A 15,756-nucleotide genomic window follows, 5' to 3' on the forward strand; every position below is an offset into this window, starting at 1 on the left:
TTTCGGGTTTCTCACGTCCGGGTCGGGCAGCCCGATGACTACTTCCGTTCGAGGCGTGCCGCTTTGAGAACTATTCGGGTTGTACGGGTTTGTCGCCGGACCCGCCCGCTTCCTGACCCGGCCGTTCACTCTCCGTGATCCGCTCGGAGACCAGTCCGACGACCCTTCGGCAGCCCCTTCATGATCGTATGGGCGCCGGGGGTGGCTAGCATCCCGTGCATGGAGCCTCAGCTGCTGGACTCGGTCACGGACGGGGTCGCGACCGTCGTCGTCCACCACCCGGCCAAGCGCAACGCCATGACGGCCGGGATGTGGCGGGCGCTGCCGCCGCTTCTCGACCGGCTGGCCGCCGACCCCGCCGTGCGGGCACTGGTACTCACCGGGGAGGGCGGGACGTTCTGCGCGGGGGCCGACATCTCCACGCTACGAGAGTCGCCGGGCGAGGCCCAGGGGTCGGCCCTCCGGGCCGAGGAGGCCCTCGCGGCCTTCCCCAAGCCGACCCTCGCGGCGATCCGTGGGCACTGTGTGGGTGGTGGCGCACAACTGGCGGCGGCCTGCGATCTCCGGTTCGCGGAGGAGGGGGCGCTGTTCGGGATCACTCCCGCGAAGTTGGGTCTGGTCTATCCGTCCTCCTCCACCCGGCGGCTGGTGTCGCTGGTCGGGCCGGGCACCGCCAAGTACCTGCTGTTCTCCGGCGAGTTGATCGACGCGGAGCGGGCGCTGCGTACGGGACTGGTGGACGAGGTGCTGCCCTCGGGCGAACTCGGCGAGCGGGTCGCGGAGTTCACCCGGGTGCTGATCTCCCGCTCCCGGCTGACGCAGGCGGCGGCCAAGGAGTTCTCGAACGGCCGCGACGACCGCGACGCGCACTGGGCCGAGCAGGCGCGCGGCAGCGGCGACGCCGCGGAAGGTGTCGCCGCGTTCCTGGAACGCAGAGCGCCCCGGTTCACCTGGAACGTCTGAACCACCCGGGCCTCAGCGCAGAACGAAGCGGCTGTTCTCGCGGAACCAGGCGACGAGGTGGGCGGGGGCCTTCTCCGGCGAGCCCGCGTCGTACGGCGGCTGCGGGTCGTACTCCGTGGCCAGCTGGATCGCGCGGGCCTGGTCGTCGCCCGCGATCCGCCCGAGCAGGGTCAGCCCCATGTCGATGCCGGAGGAGACACCGGCCGCGGTGACGTACTTCGCGTCGAACACGACCCGGTCCCCCGTCGGCTTCGCGCCGAACCGCGGCAGTTCGTCGAGGGCCAGCCAGTGCGAAGTAGCGCGGCGGCCCTCCAACAGGCCCGCGGCGGCGAGCAGCAGGGAACCGGTGCACACGGAGGTGGTCCAGGTGCTGGTGGTGTCGGCCGTGCGCAGCCAGCTCAGGAGTGCCTCGTTCTCCATCTGCGCGCTCTGGCCTGGGCCGCCGGGGACGATCACGATGTCGGGGCTCGGCACCTCGGCCAGGGTCCTGTCGGCGGTGATCGCCAGGTTTCCCTGGTCGGTACGGACCGGGCCCGCCTCCTCGGCGACGAAGACCAGCTCCGCGTCCGGGGCGCGACCGAGGGTCTCGTAGGGGCCCACCGCGTCGAGGGCGGTGAAGCGGTCGAACAGGAGGATGGCGATCTGCATCGGAGGTCCTTTCGGTGGGGGCGGCTCAGTCGGCCAGGACGGGACGGAAGCGGCGGCGGTACTCCGCCGGGGCTGTGCCGAGGGCCTTCACGAAGGCGCGGCGCATGGCCTCGGAGGTGCCGTAGCCGCAGGTGCGGGAAATCTCCTCGACGCCGTAGGAGGTGTCCTCCAGGAGGCGGCGGGCGTGTTCGAGGCGGACGCGGTCGACGTACCGGCCGGGGGTCATCCCTGTCTCGGTCCGGAAGGCGCGGGCGAAGTGGCGGGGCGAGAGCCGGGCGCGGGCGGCCAGGTTCTCCACGCTCAGGTCGTCCTCGGGATGCTCGCTGACCCACTGCTGGACCTCACGCAGCGGTTCCCGCCGGGCGGTCTGGGCCGCGAGCTGGGCGCTGAACTGGGCCTGGTTGCCCGGTCGGCGAAGGAAGACGACGAGATGCCGGGCGATGGTGAGGGCGGCGTCGCGGCCGATGTCCTCCTCGACGAGCGCCAGAGCGAGGTCGATGCCGGAGGTGACGCCGGCGGAGGTGGCGATGTACCCGTCGCGGATGTAGATGGGGTCGGGGTCGACGTCGATCGACGGATGGTCACGGGCCAGCTTGTCGCAGTAGGCCCAGTGGGTGGTCACCCGGCGGCCGTCCAGGAGCCCCGCCTCGGCGAGCAGGATCGCGCCCGTACAGACCGAGACCAGGCGCTTCGCGCGCGGCCCGTGCTCGCGCAGCCAGTCGACGACGTCGGCAGCGGGATGCCGGGTGCCCTGGCCGCCCGGGACGAGCAGGGTGTGCGGGGTGGGTGTGTCGGCGAGGGGGTGGTCCGGGACGAGGGTGAGGCCGCTGGAGGTGCGTACGGGCGCGCCGTCCAGGGAGGCCGTGCTGATGCGGTACGTCCCGGGCGTGTACTGCTCCGCGCCGGCGAAGACCTCCATCGGGCCCGTGACGTCGAGACTCTGCACGCCGTCGAAGAGGATCACCAGAACGGTTCGCATGCCATCGATTCTTGGGCGAGCGGACCATGGCCGCAATGCCGGGTACCCCACCTTTCCTGCCATGGACGGGGGAAGACGCGGGTGGGCATCCGGGCGCGCCCGGCGTCGGGCGGCTCGCGGAGCCGACGGATGGTCAAACCAGGGGGTGCTCCCCACGGTCAGGCATGAACAACGCGGAGTGCGGTACTCGCCCAGTCCTGGCCCAGCCAGCCGGGAGAGGAAAGGAGAAGTACGTGTTCCGTGCGATCGCAGACGTGTTGCGCCAGATCGGTGGGGCCATCGCGACGGTGGTGACACTGCCGTTCCGGGCCCTGGCCCGCCTCTTCGGCGGCGCGTCCAGCTCCACGCGCGGCTCCGGGCGGACCCGCCGGGCCTGAGGAACGCCGAGCGCTGACAGGACGGGCAGCCGGACGCGACCACGCGTCCGGCTGCCCGTGTGTCCGGCCCCTCGGATCTGCCGGGTCGATCCCCCGCTGTCGGTGCCACCTGCCACAATTGCCGCGCAACCTCAGTGGAGAAGGCGGTACGGGATCGTGACGACACCCGGGTCCATCGAAGTAGGGTCCATCGAAGGCAGGATCGCCGAGGAGCTCGGCGTACGGGAGCGGCAGGTGAAGGCCGCGGTGGAACTGCTCGACGGCGGTTCGACCGTGCCCTTCATCGCCCGCTACCGCAAGGAAGCGACCGAGATGCTCGACGACGCGCAGTTGCGCACGCTCGAGGAGCGGCTGCGCTATCTGCGGGAGCTGGAGGAGCGGCGGACAGCGATCCTGGACTCCGTGCGCGAGCAGGGCAAGTTGACACCGGAGGTCGAGGCGCAGATCCGTGGTGCCGAGACGAAGGCGCGGCTGGAGGACATCTACCTCCCCTTCAAGCCGAAGCGGCGCACGAAGGCGCAGATCGCCCGCGAGGCCGGTCTGGAGCCGCTGGCCGAGGGCCTGCTGGGTGACCCGACCGTGGATCCTCTGGCCGCCGCCGCCGCGTTCGTGGACGCCGACAAGGGCGTCGCCGATCCGCAGGCCGCGCTGGACGGTGCTCGGGCGATCCTCACCGAGCGGTTCTCGGAGGATGCCGACCTGATCGGTGAGCTGCGCGAACGCATGTGGGTACGGGGCCGGCTGGCCGCCAAGGTGAAGGACGGCAAGGAGGAGGCGGGCGCCAAGTTCGCCGACTACTTCGACTTCGCCGAGCCGTTCACCGAGCTGCCCTCCCACCGCATCCTGGCGATGCTGCGCGGTGAGAAGGAGGACGTCCTCGACCTGGTGCTGGAGCCGGAGGAGCCCTCCGAGCAGCCCGGGCCGTCGTCGTACGAGGGGATCGTCGCCCACAAGTTCGGGATCAGTGATCGCGGGCGCCCCGCCGACAAGTGGCTGACGGACACGGTCCGCTGGGCCTGGCGGACCCGCATCCTCGTCCACCTCGGCATCGACCTCCGGCTTCGGCTGCGTACGGCCGCCGAGGACGAGGCGGTGAACGTGTTCGCGGCGAACCTGCGCGACCTGCTCCTCGCCGCCCCTGCCGGCACCCGCGCGACGCTCGGCCTCGACCCCGGCTTCCGTACGGGCGTCAAGGTCGCCGTGGTCGACGCGACGGGCAAGGTCGTCGCCACCGACGTGATCTACCCGCACGTGCCGGCCAACAAGTGGGACGAGGCCATCGCCAAGCTGGCGCGGCTCGCCAAGGAGCACGCGGTCGAACTGATCGCCATCGGCAACGGCACGGCCTCCCGTGAGACCGACAAGCTCGCCGGTGAACTGATCACCAAGCACCCGGAGCTGAAGCTGACCAAGGTCATGGTGTCCGAGGCCGGCGCGTCCGTGTACTCGGCATCGGCGTTCGCCTCGCAGGAGCTGCCGGGCATGGACGTGTCGCTGCGCGGCGCCGTCTCCATCGCGCGGCGCCTTCAGGACCCCCTCGCCGAGCTGGTGAAGATCGACCCGAAGTCGATCGGCGTCGGCCAGTACCAGCACGACCTGTCCGAGGTGAAGCTGTCGCGGTCGCTGGACGCGGTGGTCGAGGACTGTGTGAACGGCGTCGGCGTCGACGTGAACACGGCGTCCGCCCCACTGCTGGCCCGCGTCTCCGGCATCTCCTCCGGGCTCGCCGAGAACATCGTGGCCCACCGTGACGCCAACGGTCCGTTCAAGTCGCGCGCCCAACTCAAGGGGGTGGCGCGACTCGGTCCCAAGGCGTACGAGCAGTGCGCGGGCTTCCTGCGGATCCGGGGCGGCGACGACCCGCTGGACGCGTCGAGTGTGCACCCGGAGGCGTACCCCGTCGTACGGCGGATGGTGAAGACCTCCGGTCAGGAGGTGGCGGCGCTCGTCGGCAACACGGGGGTCCTGCGGTCGCTGCGGGCTGGGGACTTCGTGGACGAGACGTTCGGTCTGCCGACCGTGACCGACATCCTGAAGGAGCTGGAGAAGCCGGGGCGTGACCCTCGGCCCGCCTTCAGGACGGCCACGTTCAAGGAGGGCGTCGAGAAGATCTCCGACCTCGCCCCCGGGATGGTGCTGGAGGGCGTGGTGACGAATGTGGCGGCGTTCGGGGCGTTCATCGACGTCGGTGTCCACCAGGACGGGCTGGCGCATGTCTCGGCGTTGTCCAGGACGTTCGTCAAGGATCCTCGGGATGTGGTCAAGCCCGGGGACATCGTCAAGGTGAAGGTGCTCGAGGTGGACATTCCGCGGAAGCGGATCTCGTTGACGCTGCGGTTGGACGACGAGGCGGCGCCGAAGGGGGCGCCGCAGGGGCGTGGGGGTGGCGGGGCGCGGCCTCAGCGCGGGGCGCGTGGCGGGCAGCCGCCTCGGCAGCAGGGGCGTGGGGGTGGAGGCGGGGCCCGGCAGGGGGGTTCGGCACCGGCTCCTTCGAACAGTGCGATGGCGGATGCGTTGCGGCGGGCGGGGTTGGTGGACAAGAAGCGCGGCTGAGGGTGTCGGCGGGGGCTTTTCGCCCCCGCCGCCCCTACCCGTCCCGTCCACGTCCCGTCCACGTCCCATCCGCAAGAGACTGTGCCCCTTTGACCCCCGACCGCGGGTCCGGTGGGGGCTGGTCTCGCAGTTCCCCGCGCCCCTGAAAAAGCAGGGCCGCAGCCGGTACGACGTCCCTAGTTCTCCGTCACCTTGCCCGCCTCCACGGCCAGACGGCGGTTCACCCTCACCGCGTCCAGCATCCGGCGGTCGTGGGTGACCAGGAGCAGCGTGCCCTCGTAGGAGTCGAGGGCGGATTCGAGCTGTTCGATCGCGGGAAGGTCGAGGTGGTTGGTGGGCTCGTCGAGGACGAGGAGGTTGACGCCCCGGCCCTGGAGCAGGGCCAGGGCCGCGCGGGTGCGTTCGCCGAGGGACAGGGTCACCGCCGGACGTAGCACGTGGTGGGACTTCAGGCCGAACTTGGCCAGGAGCGTGCGGACCTCGGCCGGCTCGGTGTCGGGGACGGCCGTGGTGAACGCGTCGAGCAGGGTCTCGGGGCCGTGGAAGAGCCCCCGGGCCTGGTCGACCTCGCCGACGAGGACCCCGGACCCCAGGGCGGCGTGGCCGGAATCCAGGGGGATCCTGCCGAGCAGCGCGCCCAGGAGCGTCGACTTCCCCGCACCGTTCGCGCCGGTGATGGCGACACGGTCCGCCCAGTCGATCTGCAAGGACACCGGCCCGAAGGCGAAGTCGCCCCGCCGCACCTCCGCGTCGCGCACGGTGGCGACCACGGCGCCGGAGCGCGGGGCCGCCGCGATCTCCATGCGCAGCTCCCACTCCTTGCGCGGCTCCTCGACCACATCGAGCCGTTCGATCATGCGCTGGGTCTGCCGCGCCTTCGCGGCCTGCTTCTCACTCGCCTCGCTGCGGAATTTGCGGCCGATCTTGTCGTTGTCGTTGCTCGCCTTGCGGCGCGCGTTCTTGACACCCTTGTCCATCCAGGAGCGCTGCATCTGGGCGCGGTCCTGGAGGGCGGCCTTCTTGTCGGAGTACTCCTCGTAGTCCTCACGGGCGTGCCGGCGGGCCGTCTGCCGCTCCTCCAGATACGCCTCGTATCCACCGCCGTAGAGGTTGATCTGGTTCTGGGCGAGGTCGAGTTCCAGGACCTTGGTGACCGTGCGGGTGAGGAACTCGCGGTCGTGGCTCACGACCACCGTGCCCGCGCGCAGCCCGGAGACGAAGCGTTCGAGTCGTTCCAGGCCGTCCAGGTCGAGGTCGTTGGTGGGCTCGTCGAGGAGGAAGACGTCGTAGCGGGACAGGAGGAGGGAGGCCAATCCGGCGCGGGCGGCCTGGCCGCCGGAGAGGGCGGTCATGGGCTGGTCCAGGTCGACGCCGAGGCCGAGGGAGTCGGCGACCTCCTCCGCCCGCTCGTCCAGATCGGCGCCGCCGAGGTCCAGCCAACGCTCCAGGCTGGTCGAGTAGGCGTCGTCGGCGCCCGGCGCGCCGTCGACGAGTGCCTGGGTGGCCTCGTCCATCACCCGCTGGGCCTCGGCCACTCCCGTCCTCCGGGCGAGGAACTCACGTACCGTCTCGCCCTCCCGGCGCTCCGGCTCCTGCGGCAGGTGACCCACGGTCGCCGTGGGCGGGGACAGCCGCAGCTCCCCCTGCTCCGGCGGCAGCAGTCCGGCGAGCAGTCGGAGCAGCGTGGACTTGCCCGCGCCGTTGGCGCCGACCAGCCCGATCACATCACCGGGGGCGACGACGAGGTCCAGCCCGGAGAAGAGCGAGCGGTCGCCGTGGCCGGCGGCGAGGTTCTTGACGACGAGGGTTGCGGTCACAGGGGGCGATCCTAACGACAGACCGCACCAGACGGTCCCCTCAGGTCACCTCCCCATCGGCTCCACCAACACCGTCCCCGAGGCCCTGGCCACGATGAACGATTCTCCCTTCACGGACTTCGGGTCCAGCCCGATCCGGTGCCGCCCCGCCGGGAGGATGCCGTCGAAGAATCTGTAGGTGTGCGTGCGGTACAGCCGGTCGAGGCGGTATGCGGTCAGCTCCACCCGGCAGGTGGAGGTGACCTCGATGCCGGCCTGACCGTCGGCGGCGACGAGACGGGTGAGGCGGCGTCGGTCCGCCGGGCTGTGGTCGAGGGCGTTCTCGATCTGGGCGACGAGGAGCGGGATGATCGGGGCGAGTCCGTCGACGTGGGCGACCTGGACCCCGGCCCGGTCGAAGGCCAGCCGCACGGCCGCGCGGTCCGCCTCGCCGACGGCCCGTCCGAAGGCCACGGCACCGTAGGCGCGCAGCTCCTCCGGGGGCACGCCGGTGGCGTCCTGCGCTATGTCGGCGCCGATGCCGATGGCACGCAGGGCGGCGGCGAGTTTGGCGAGGACCGCGACCCGGGCACCGATGAGGAGGACCCGGCGGCCCGTCGACGGCCCGGCGGCGGACTCGCTCAGCAGGGACCCCAGTGCGCCGCGGTACTCGGCACCGTGGAACCGGAAAGGACCGATGCCCGTGTAGGCGTTCAGCTTGAGGTCGGCTTCCTCCTCCGTCTGCCAGGCGAAGTCCCGCCACACGTAGTCGTCGCCGTCCCGCTCTATCACCGCGGTCACCGCTCCGCAGGCGAGGTCGGCGCATTCGGGGCAGCCGTAGATGATGTAACGGCCACGGGCCAGGGGTGGCTCGGCCTCCAGGAGCAGGCTGCGCACCTGGGCGGTGAAGATCGAAGGCGGCACGTCGGAGGCGAGTGGGGAGACGGCATCGAGGTCGGAGAGCTGGAACAGCAGCGGGCGTCCGTCGACGATGAAGTCCACGAAGTCCCGGTGCGCCTGGTAGTCACCGTTGGCGAGGACGCCACCGGCTCGCATCGCCGGTGCCAGGCCGAAGGTCGCGTACTCGGCAGACATGGTGTGAGTATCCCCACAAAAGCTGACTTGTGAGCACCACATGACATATTCCGCTAACGTCCCTGCGTGACCAATGAATCGAACAGCGAGGTGATCGTGGTCGGCGGCGGAGTCGTCGGCCTCACGACGGCCGTGGTGCTGGCGGAGAGCGGCGGGCAGGTCCGGATCTGGGCACGCGAGCCCGGCGAGCGGACCACGTCCGCCGTCGCGGGCGGCCTGTGGTGGCCGTACCGGATCGAACCGGAGGAACTGGTCGGCGCGTGGGCGCTCGAGTCGCTGGCCGTGTACGAGGAATTGGCGTCCCTGCCGGACGAGACGGGCGTACGCCTGGTCGAGGGCGTACATGGTGAGACGGCGCTGGACGGGCTCGGTGCGTGGGCCTCGCGGGTGGCGGGGCTGCGGGCGGCGACGGCCGAGGAGTATCGGGGGGTCGGGCTGTGGGCGCGACTGCCGCTGATCGACATGACGACCCATCTGCGGTGGCTGCGCGAGCGGTTCGTCGCGGCGGGCGGGGCGGTCGAGGAGCGTACGGTCACGGACCTGACGGCGGTCGACGCGCGGGTGGTCGTCAACTGCACGGGGCTCGGCGCGCGGGAGCTGGTGCCGGATCCTTCCGTGCGGCCGGTGCGGGGGCAACTGGTCGTCGTGGAGAACCCGGGGGTCACCACGTGGCGCACGTCGGTGGATCACTCCGGAGCCGAGAGCACGTACTTCCTTCCGCAGCCGGGTGGGCTGATCCTGGGCGGTACGGCGGAGGAGGACGCGTGGTCCTTGACGCCGGACCCGTTGATCGCCGAGAGGATCGTGAAGCGGTGTGCGGCGGTCCGGCCCGAGATCGCGGGGGCACGGGTGATCGAGCATCGGGTGGGGTTGCGGCCCACCCGCCCGGCGGTGCGTCTGGAACGCGAAATCCTTCCGGACGGGCGGGTGTTGGTCCACAACTACGGCCACGGTGGGGCCGGCGTCACGGTGGCGTGGGGCTGTGCGCGGGAGGCGGCACGACTCGCCACCGGATGACCGTCGGGGCGCGCGGGCAACTGCGCTACCGGCCACCGACGGGGCGCGGGGAACCGCGCTACCGGCCACCGACGGGGCGCGGGGAACCGCGCTACCGGCCACCGACGGGCCGCGCTGCCCACTCCCCACGCCCCGGCGGCGCTCGGTACGGCCGCCCTCACTCCGCGCGATGGCCGATCGGGTCCCCCTCGATCTCCGTTCCCTGACCCGGGCCGACCCTGATCTCGAACTCGCCGTCGTAACGCTTGTGGCCCTCGATGACGGCGAGTTCGACCGCTTCGGAGGCCATTTCCTCGCGGACGATCACCGAGTCGCGACGCAGGTCGCGCATCAGGGAGACGCACATGCCGATCATGACGAGGACGAACGGCGCGGCGGCCAGGATCGTGAGGTTCTGCAGGCCGGTCAGGGCGTCGCCCTGACCGCTGCCGACGAGGAGCATGATCGCGGCGACCGCTCCGGTGACGACACCCCAGAAGACGACGACGAACCGGCCGGGTTCCAGCGCGCCGCGCTGGGAGAGCGTGCCCATGACGATGGACGCGGCGTCGGCGCCGGAGACGAAGAAGATGCCGACGAGAATCATCACGAGCAGGCTTGAGACCGTGGCCATCGGGAACTCGTGCAACACCGCGAAGAGCTGGCCCTCCGGGGTCGCCTCCTCACCGAGCCGACCCTGCCCCTGGAGTTTCATCGCGGTGCCGCCGAAGACGGCGAACCAGACGAGGCTGACCGAGCTGGGGACGAGTATGACGCCGCCGACGAACTGACGGATGGTGCGGCCGCGGCTGATGCGGGCGATGAACATGCCGACGAAGGGCGTCCAGGAGATCCACCACGCCCAGTAGAAGACGGTCCAGCTGCCGAGCCAGTCGGCCACGCCCTTGCCGCCGGACGCCTCCGTGCGGCCCGCGAGCTGGGTCAGGTCGCCGAGGTAGGAGAAGGCCGAGGTGGGCAGCAGGTCGAGGACGAGGATGGTCGGGCCGGCGACGAAGACGAAGACGGCGAGCAGCAGGGCCAGCACCATGTTGGTGTTGGACAACCACTGGATGCCCTTCTCCACACCGGAGACGGCGGAGGCCACGAAGGCCAGGGTGAGGACGGCGATGATCCCGACGAGCAGGCCGGTGCTCGCCTTGTTCATCCAGTCCAGCTCCTGGAAGCCGGAGCCGATCTGGAGGGCGCCGAGGCCCAGGGAGGCCGCCGAGCCGAAGATCGTGGCGATGATCGCCAGGATGTCGATGGCCCGGCCCGCGGTGCCGTTGGCGTGTTTCTCGCCGATCAGCGGGGTGAAGACGGCACTGATGGTCTGGCGGCGCTGCTTGCGGAACGTGCTGTAGGCGATGGCCAGGCCGACCACCGCGTAGATCGCCCAAGGATGCAGCGTCCAGTGGAAGAGGGTGGTCGCCATCGCCGTTTCCATGCGCTCGCCGGGGCCTTGGGGGTTGGTGCCCGGCGGGGGCGCGGTGTAGTGGGCGAGGGGCTCGCTGACGCCGTAGAACATCAGGCCGATGCCCATGCCGGCGCTGAACATCATGGCGACCCAGGACACCGTGCGGAACTCGGGCTTCTCTCCCTCGACCCCGAGGTGGATCCGGCCGTAGCGGCTGACCGCGAGCCAGAGGGCGAAGACGACGAAGCAGGAGGCGGCCAGCATGAAGGCCCAGCCACCGTTGTGGAGCAGGCCGCTCAGCATCGTGCCGGAGGCGGTTTCGAGCGAGTCGGTCCAGATGGCGCCCCAGAGCACGAAGGCCAGGGTGAGCGCCGCCGTCACACCGAACACGACGCGGTCCGTGCGGGGCCGCCCGCCGCCGGGGAGACCCGCCTCCGAACCTGGAAGCGCGCCTCCCCCGTGGTGGGTGGTGCGTTGATCGTGCGTCACAGGGGGAACCTTTCAGCGAGTGGCTGGAACTGCCACTCTCCTGCCCAGGAAGCTCTTCCCCATGTGACGCGATGCTTACTTGTTCAACAGGTGGTGTCCGCCGCCTGTGCCGGTGTGGAGAGCAGGGGCGCGGCGAGGGCGGTGGCGATCAGCGTCGCGACACGGGTCCTCATACGCCGCCGTCCGGGACACGGTCGGCCCGGCTCGGGTCGCCTACGCCGTCGAGGACTGACGACTCCGGAGCGGCGGTGGCGCCCGAGGTCGCCTTCTCGAAGGCGGCGGCACCACCGACCAGCGGGACCTTGGCGGAGGTGTGCTTGAGGTCGAGGGTCAGCGTGGGCGTGGTCGACGGCGGGTCGATGAGGTCCTTGTCGGTGCCCGCGATGATCAGTGCGAGCCGGTGCCCCGCCGGGACGACGTGGTCGCTCGCGTGGAGGTCGAGGGTGATGGTGTACGGGGTGCCGGGCGTCAGCGGAGCTCCCGTGGTGGAGGAGTGGTTGCCGAGGTCGGCCCAGCCCCGGCTGAAGATCGTGTAGTCGACGTCGGCCGTCTTGGCCGTGGTCTCCCGGAAGCAGGAGCTGTCGCCGGTGGTGCTCGGGCCCCAGCAGGTGCGCTCGGTGAGGGTCGTGATGCCCTCTCCCGCGGTGGCGTAGTCGCGGATGGTGTCCGGGCCGAGATCCACGAGGACCGCCGAGAGATGGGCGGTGGAGGTGGTGGGGGTGGCGGTGACGGTCACCTTCGAGGAGCCGGAGAGACGCACGTCCTCGGTCAGCGGCGGGGTGACGAAGCCGGCTTTCTCGGGCGTGGACCGGTCGATGTGCGCGGCCCAGTCGGTCTCGTTCAGCGACGGGTCGTCGGTGAAGGTCTCGGTGCCGGTCCGCTTGCGCAGACCCAGGGTGCCGACGCCGGCCTGGGCGCCTTCGGCCGGGCGGAGGGTCGTGGTCCGTGTGGCGCGCGGCGGCCAGACCTTCGCGGTCTCCCACTGGTCGGGGTGGCGTTCGATGTCGGCCATGGGCTCGTCGTCGATGCCGTTGTCGTAGCCGAGGAGTTCGTGGTCGAACCAGCGGTGCAGTGTGTCGACCCACTCCGCTCGGCGGAAGTCGAACGGATCGACGTGGCCGACCTGGGAGAGCCAGATCTTGCGTTCGACACCGTGCTTCGCGAGGGCGTCCCACCACTGGCCGAAGTGCTTGGGCCGGACGTTGAGGTCCTGCTGTCCGTGGATGACGAAGACGCTGGCGTCGATCTTCCGGACGTCCTTGACGTAGTTCCGCTCGGTCCACAGCGGGGTCCAGTCGCCGGTGCGCGGCGCGCCGTCGACCAGTTCCCGCTGGACGGCCGCGCACTTGGCGCGGGCGTCGGGGCTCTCGACGTAGTCGGACAGCCACTCGGGGCCGGAGTCGTAGAGGGGGGCGCCCTGGGCGAAGTAGTAGTCGTACCAGGAGGAGATCGCGCCGATCGGGACGATGGTCTCCAGGCCCTCGACCCCGGTGGCGGCCACACCGTTGGCGACCGTGCCGTCGTAGCTCTTGCCGATCATGCCGGTTCTGCCGTTGGTCCAGCCGGCCTTGGCCTTCTTCGAGCCCGTGCGGGTGGTGTACGCCCTGCCTCGGCCGTTGAGCCAGTCGACGACCGCCTTGGCGGACTGGATGTCGGAGCGGCCGCCGACGTCGACACAGCCGTCGGAGCGGTTGGTGCCGGCGAGGTCGACGGCGACGAAGGCGTAGCCGCGGGGCACGAAGTAGTTGTCGTAGAACAGCGGCATCTGGACGACGTTCCCGTTGGCGTCGTACGTCTTGCGCTGACCCTCGTTGCCCCGTCCACAGCAGGAGTAGTACGGGCTGGCGTCCATGATCACGGGCACTTTGCGCCCCCGCAGGGCGGGTTCACTCGGGCGGACGATGTCGACGGCGACCCGGTCCGTCCGGCCGTCACGGTCACCGTCGAGTCCGGTGTCGACCCAGACGGCCTCGCGGACGGCCTTGTCGTACGAGTAGACCGGCTCGCTCTTCCGGGGGGCCGGGGTGCCGGCCACCGCCGGGGTGAGGAACGAGGCCGTGAGGGCGGCGGCCGTGGCCGCCGTCGCGAGCGATCTCCAGGTCGTGAAGCGCATACGTCGCGCAGGTATCGGCATGCGCGGACGGTACTGCGGTCAACTCCTGTGCAAAAGAGGGCCCTTGGGGTGCGCGGGACTTCGGCCACGGTGTGGCTGGAAAGAGGCGTGGGGCGGGGTCTCCTGTGTCGGCCGAGCGGTGATCGTGTGACAGGGGCGGCCATGAACCCGTCCGGGCCTCCAGGGACTCAAGATGCTTCGAGTTGTGCCACGCCTGCACCGTCGGCGCACTGATCGCGCAGTTCCACCCGGCCCCTGAGGGAAAGGGGCCGCATGCCTCCTTTCCCTCAGGGGCGGGGCTGGACCTTGGCTTCGATGGGTTCGCCGAGGACCTTGCTCGCCAGGTTCGAGGCCAGTTCCGAGGCGTAGGTGCGGAGTTCGGGTTCGACCGTGGTGCGGTCGAAGGCGAGGCGGGCGTGGCCCTCGGTGATGATTCTCCGTTGTTCACGCAGGCCCTCGGCGCGGGCGGCGGAGACCAGGGCGGTGCCCTCCTCGAAGGCCTGCTGGCGGATGCGGGCGGCGGCGTGGCGGGCCTCGGCGAGGATCGCTGCCAGCTCGGCCCGTTTGGCCTCCGCCTCCTGCCGTACGGCTTCAGCCTGTGCCTCGGCTCCCTTGGTCGCGGCCTCGCGTTCGTCCAGGACTCGCTCGATCCGGGGCACGAGTCGGACGAAGATGAGGAACACGAGTGCGAACAGCACCGATGCGACGACTAGTTCCCCGACGACGGGGTTCAACGGGCCGATGTCCATCGGGAGAAGATCCATACGGGTGCCTTACCCGCTCGCACACGCGGGGTACCGCACTCGTCGCTGATCAGTCCCCGTGGTCGTACACCGTCACGGATATCCCCCGTCCCACCAACCGGTCGATGATCAGCGGCTCCACCCGGGACCACTTACCGCCCGCGAGGCCACAACCGATGCGGGGCATGTGGACCGAGGCCTCCAGCTGCAGGGCCTTGTCGGCGAGCCGGCCCAGGGCCGTGTCGATGGCCTCGTAGCGGACGGGGACGCCCTTGCTGCCGGTGCGGGTGCCGCGCTGGCCTATCAGGTTGGCGACCCAGGTGTAGGGGCCGACCTGGACGAACTGGGCGGCGCCGAGACCGAAGTCGTTGTGCGCGCGGTCACGGTGCCAGGCGCGGTAGGCGGCCTCCGGTTCCGGCCAGCGACGGGAGAGGGCGAGGACGAAGCCCTTGCCCCAACCGCCGATGTCGTTGCTGACATGGGCGATCACCTTGACTCCCTTGCCCAGCGGCACGGTGGCGTCACCCCGGACATATGTGATCCCCGACATGACGCCACCGTACGGGGCGGCACTGACAATCGACGCCGTCCGAGGTGTTGCAGCACTGGTGGGACGGCGATACTGCTGTGCATGACGACGGACACCGGAGAGAGCACCGGCACCGGCTCGGGCTCCGGCTCGGATTCCGGCACCGCCTCGGGCTCCGGCACCGGCTCCGGCACCGGCACCGGCTCCGGCACCGGCTCCGGCTCCGGCACCGGCTCCGGCTCCGGCTCCGGGGAAGGCGTTGACGACATCGTCCTCACCGTCGACGAACTGGCCGCGCGGGCGGGTGTCACGGTGCGCACGGTCCGCTTCTACGGCACCCGGGGTCTGCTGCCGCCACCGGTGATCGGTCCGCGCCGGGTCGGGCACTACGGGCGCGACCATCTCGCGCGGCTCGCGTTGATCGAGGAGCTGCAGCGGCAGGGCATGACCCTCGCGGCCATCGAGCGGTATCTGGGGCAGCTACCGCCGGACCTCACCCCGCGCGACCTCGCCCTCCAGCGCGCGGTCGTGGCCTCGTGGGCGCCGGACACGGTGGAGACGGTGACACGGGACGAGCTCGACCGGCGGGCCGGGCGGTCCCTGGGCGAGCGGGAGTTCGAGCGGCTGGTGGCCATGGGCGTGGTCGAGCGGGACGGCGACGGGCTCCGTGTCGATCCCGGGCTGCTGCGGCTCGGTGTGGAGCTGATCGACGCACCCCTGTCCGAGGGGTCGATCCTCGCCGCGCGGAACGTCCTGATCGAGCACTCTCGGCTGGCGGCCCAGGAGCTGTCCCTGCTCTTCCGCGACGCCGTGGCCGGACGCGATCCGCAGGCGGTGAGGTCTCTGTCCGCCCACATGGGGCCGCTGGTGGTGCAGGCGTTGTTGACGACCTTTCAGCGGTCGTTGCGGGAAGAGCTGAGGCAGTGGCCGGCGGAGTCCTGAACGACGGTCGCAGGCATGCCGATCGCCCCCGGCCACCCCTACCCTTCTCATCCCCAGGGGCTGCGCCCCTTCGACCCCGCCACGCGTCGGAGAGCGGGGGACGCGGTTCGTCGGCGGGT

13 protein-coding genes are annotated in these 15,756 nt (G+C 70.9%); 5 read left to right on the top strand and 8 right to left on the bottom strand.

All coding sequences use genetic code 11. The features are described 5' to 3' along the window. Positions 1–219: 219 nt before the first annotated feature. Entirely contained in the window at positions 220–963 is a 744-nt protein-coding gene (locus tag ACFY9I_RS00360; protein ID WP_390994525.1) for an enoyl-CoA hydratase-related protein, read from the top strand. Between the two features lie 12 nt (positions 964–975). On the opposite strand, the gene ACFY9I_RS00365 is transcribed toward ACFY9I_RS00360, so the two are convergent. Further along, on the bottom strand, positions 976–1,611 hold the full coding sequence (locus ACFY9I_RS00365; RefSeq protein ID WP_390994528.1) for a DJ-1/PfpI family protein: 636 nt from the start codon (positions 1,609–1,611) through the stop codon (positions 976–978). A gap of 25 nt (positions 1,612–1,636) precedes the next feature. Continuing rightward, a complete protein-coding gene (locus tag ACFY9I_RS00370; RefSeq protein ID WP_390994530.1) occupies positions 1,637–2,590 on the bottom strand; it encodes a DJ-1/PfpI family protein in 954 nt (317 codons plus the stop codon). Positions 2,591–2,823: 233 nt separating this feature from the next. On the opposite strand from ACFY9I_RS00370, the gene ACFY9I_RS00375 reads away from it, so the two are divergent. After that, entirely contained in the window at positions 2,824–2,967 is a 144-nt protein-coding gene (locus tag ACFY9I_RS00375) for an LPFR motif small protein (RefSeq protein ID WP_390994533.1), read from the top strand. A gap of 156 nt (positions 2,968–3,123) precedes the next feature. After that, entirely contained in the window at positions 3,124–5,520 is a 2,397-nt protein-coding gene (locus ACFY9I_RS00380) for a helix-hairpin-helix domain-containing protein (protein WP_390994536.1), read from the top strand. A 176-nt stretch (positions 5,521–5,696) separates the two neighbouring features. Here ACFY9I_RS00380 and ACFY9I_RS00385 read toward each other — a convergent pair whose 3' ends face one another. Then, positions 5,697–7,337 (bottom strand): ATP-binding cassette domain-containing protein, encoded by a 1,641-nt coding sequence (locus tag ACFY9I_RS00385; RefSeq protein ID WP_390994539.1) that lies wholly within the window; start codon positions 7,335–7,337, stop codon positions 5,697–5,699. Between the two features lie 45 nt (positions 7,338–7,382). Further along, complete coding sequence (locus ACFY9I_RS00390; protein WP_390994541.1) at positions 7,383–8,411, bottom strand: oxidoreductase; 1,029 nt, start codon at positions 8,409–8,411, stop codon at positions 7,383–7,385. A gap of 66 nt (positions 8,412–8,477) precedes the next feature. On the opposite strand from ACFY9I_RS00390, the gene ACFY9I_RS00395 reads away from it, so the two are divergent. Continuing rightward, positions 8,478–9,428 carry an FAD-dependent oxidoreductase gene (locus ACFY9I_RS00395; protein WP_390994543.1) on the top strand — a complete coding sequence of 317 codons (951 nt, stop codon included), beginning with the start codon at positions 8,478–8,480 and terminating at the stop codon, positions 9,426–9,428. A 157-nt stretch (positions 9,429–9,585) separates the two neighbouring features. On the opposite strand, the gene ACFY9I_RS00400 is transcribed toward ACFY9I_RS00395, so the two are convergent. The 4 genes from ACFY9I_RS00400 to ACFY9I_RS00415 form a co-directional block, all read right to left on the bottom strand. Further along, positions 9,586–11,310: a BCCT family transporter gene (locus ACFY9I_RS00400; RefSeq protein ID WP_390994546.1), complete on the bottom strand. Its 1,725-nt coding sequence runs from the start codon at positions 11,308–11,310 to the stop codon at positions 9,586–9,588. Positions 11,311–11,479: 169 nt separating this feature from the next. Then, positions 11,480–13,444 carry a Xaa-Pro dipeptidyl-peptidase gene (locus ACFY9I_RS00405; RefSeq protein ID WP_390994548.1) on the bottom strand — a complete coding sequence of 655 codons (1,965 nt, stop codon included), beginning with the start codon at positions 13,442–13,444 and terminating at the stop codon, positions 11,480–11,482. A gap of 266 nt (positions 13,445–13,710) precedes the next feature. After that, a complete protein-coding gene (locus ACFY9I_RS00410; protein ID WP_390994551.1) occupies positions 13,711–14,187 on the bottom strand; it encodes a hypothetical protein in 477 nt (158 codons plus the stop codon). A 49-nt stretch (positions 14,188–14,236) separates the two neighbouring features. Next, the gene (locus ACFY9I_RS00415) at positions 14,237–14,716 is read right to left on the bottom strand and encodes a macro domain-containing protein (RefSeq protein WP_390994553.1); all 480 of its coding nucleotides are present in this window, start codon (positions 14,714–14,716) and stop codon (positions 14,237–14,239) included. Positions 14,717–14,797: 81 nt separating this feature from the next. Here ACFY9I_RS00415 and ACFY9I_RS00420 point away from each other — a divergent pair, with 81 nt between their 5' ends. Beyond that, positions 14,798–15,637 carry a MerR family transcriptional regulator gene (locus ACFY9I_RS00420; protein ID WP_390994555.1) on the top strand — a complete coding sequence of 280 codons (840 nt, stop codon included), beginning with the start codon at positions 14,798–14,800 and terminating at the stop codon, positions 15,635–15,637. Positions 15,638–15,756: the final 119 nt, after the last annotated feature.

Source organism: Streptomyces sp. NPDC012510, from assembly GCF_042955065.1.
Taxonomy (GTDB): domain Bacteria; phylum Actinomycetota; class Actinomycetes; order Streptomycetales; family Streptomycetaceae; genus Streptomyces.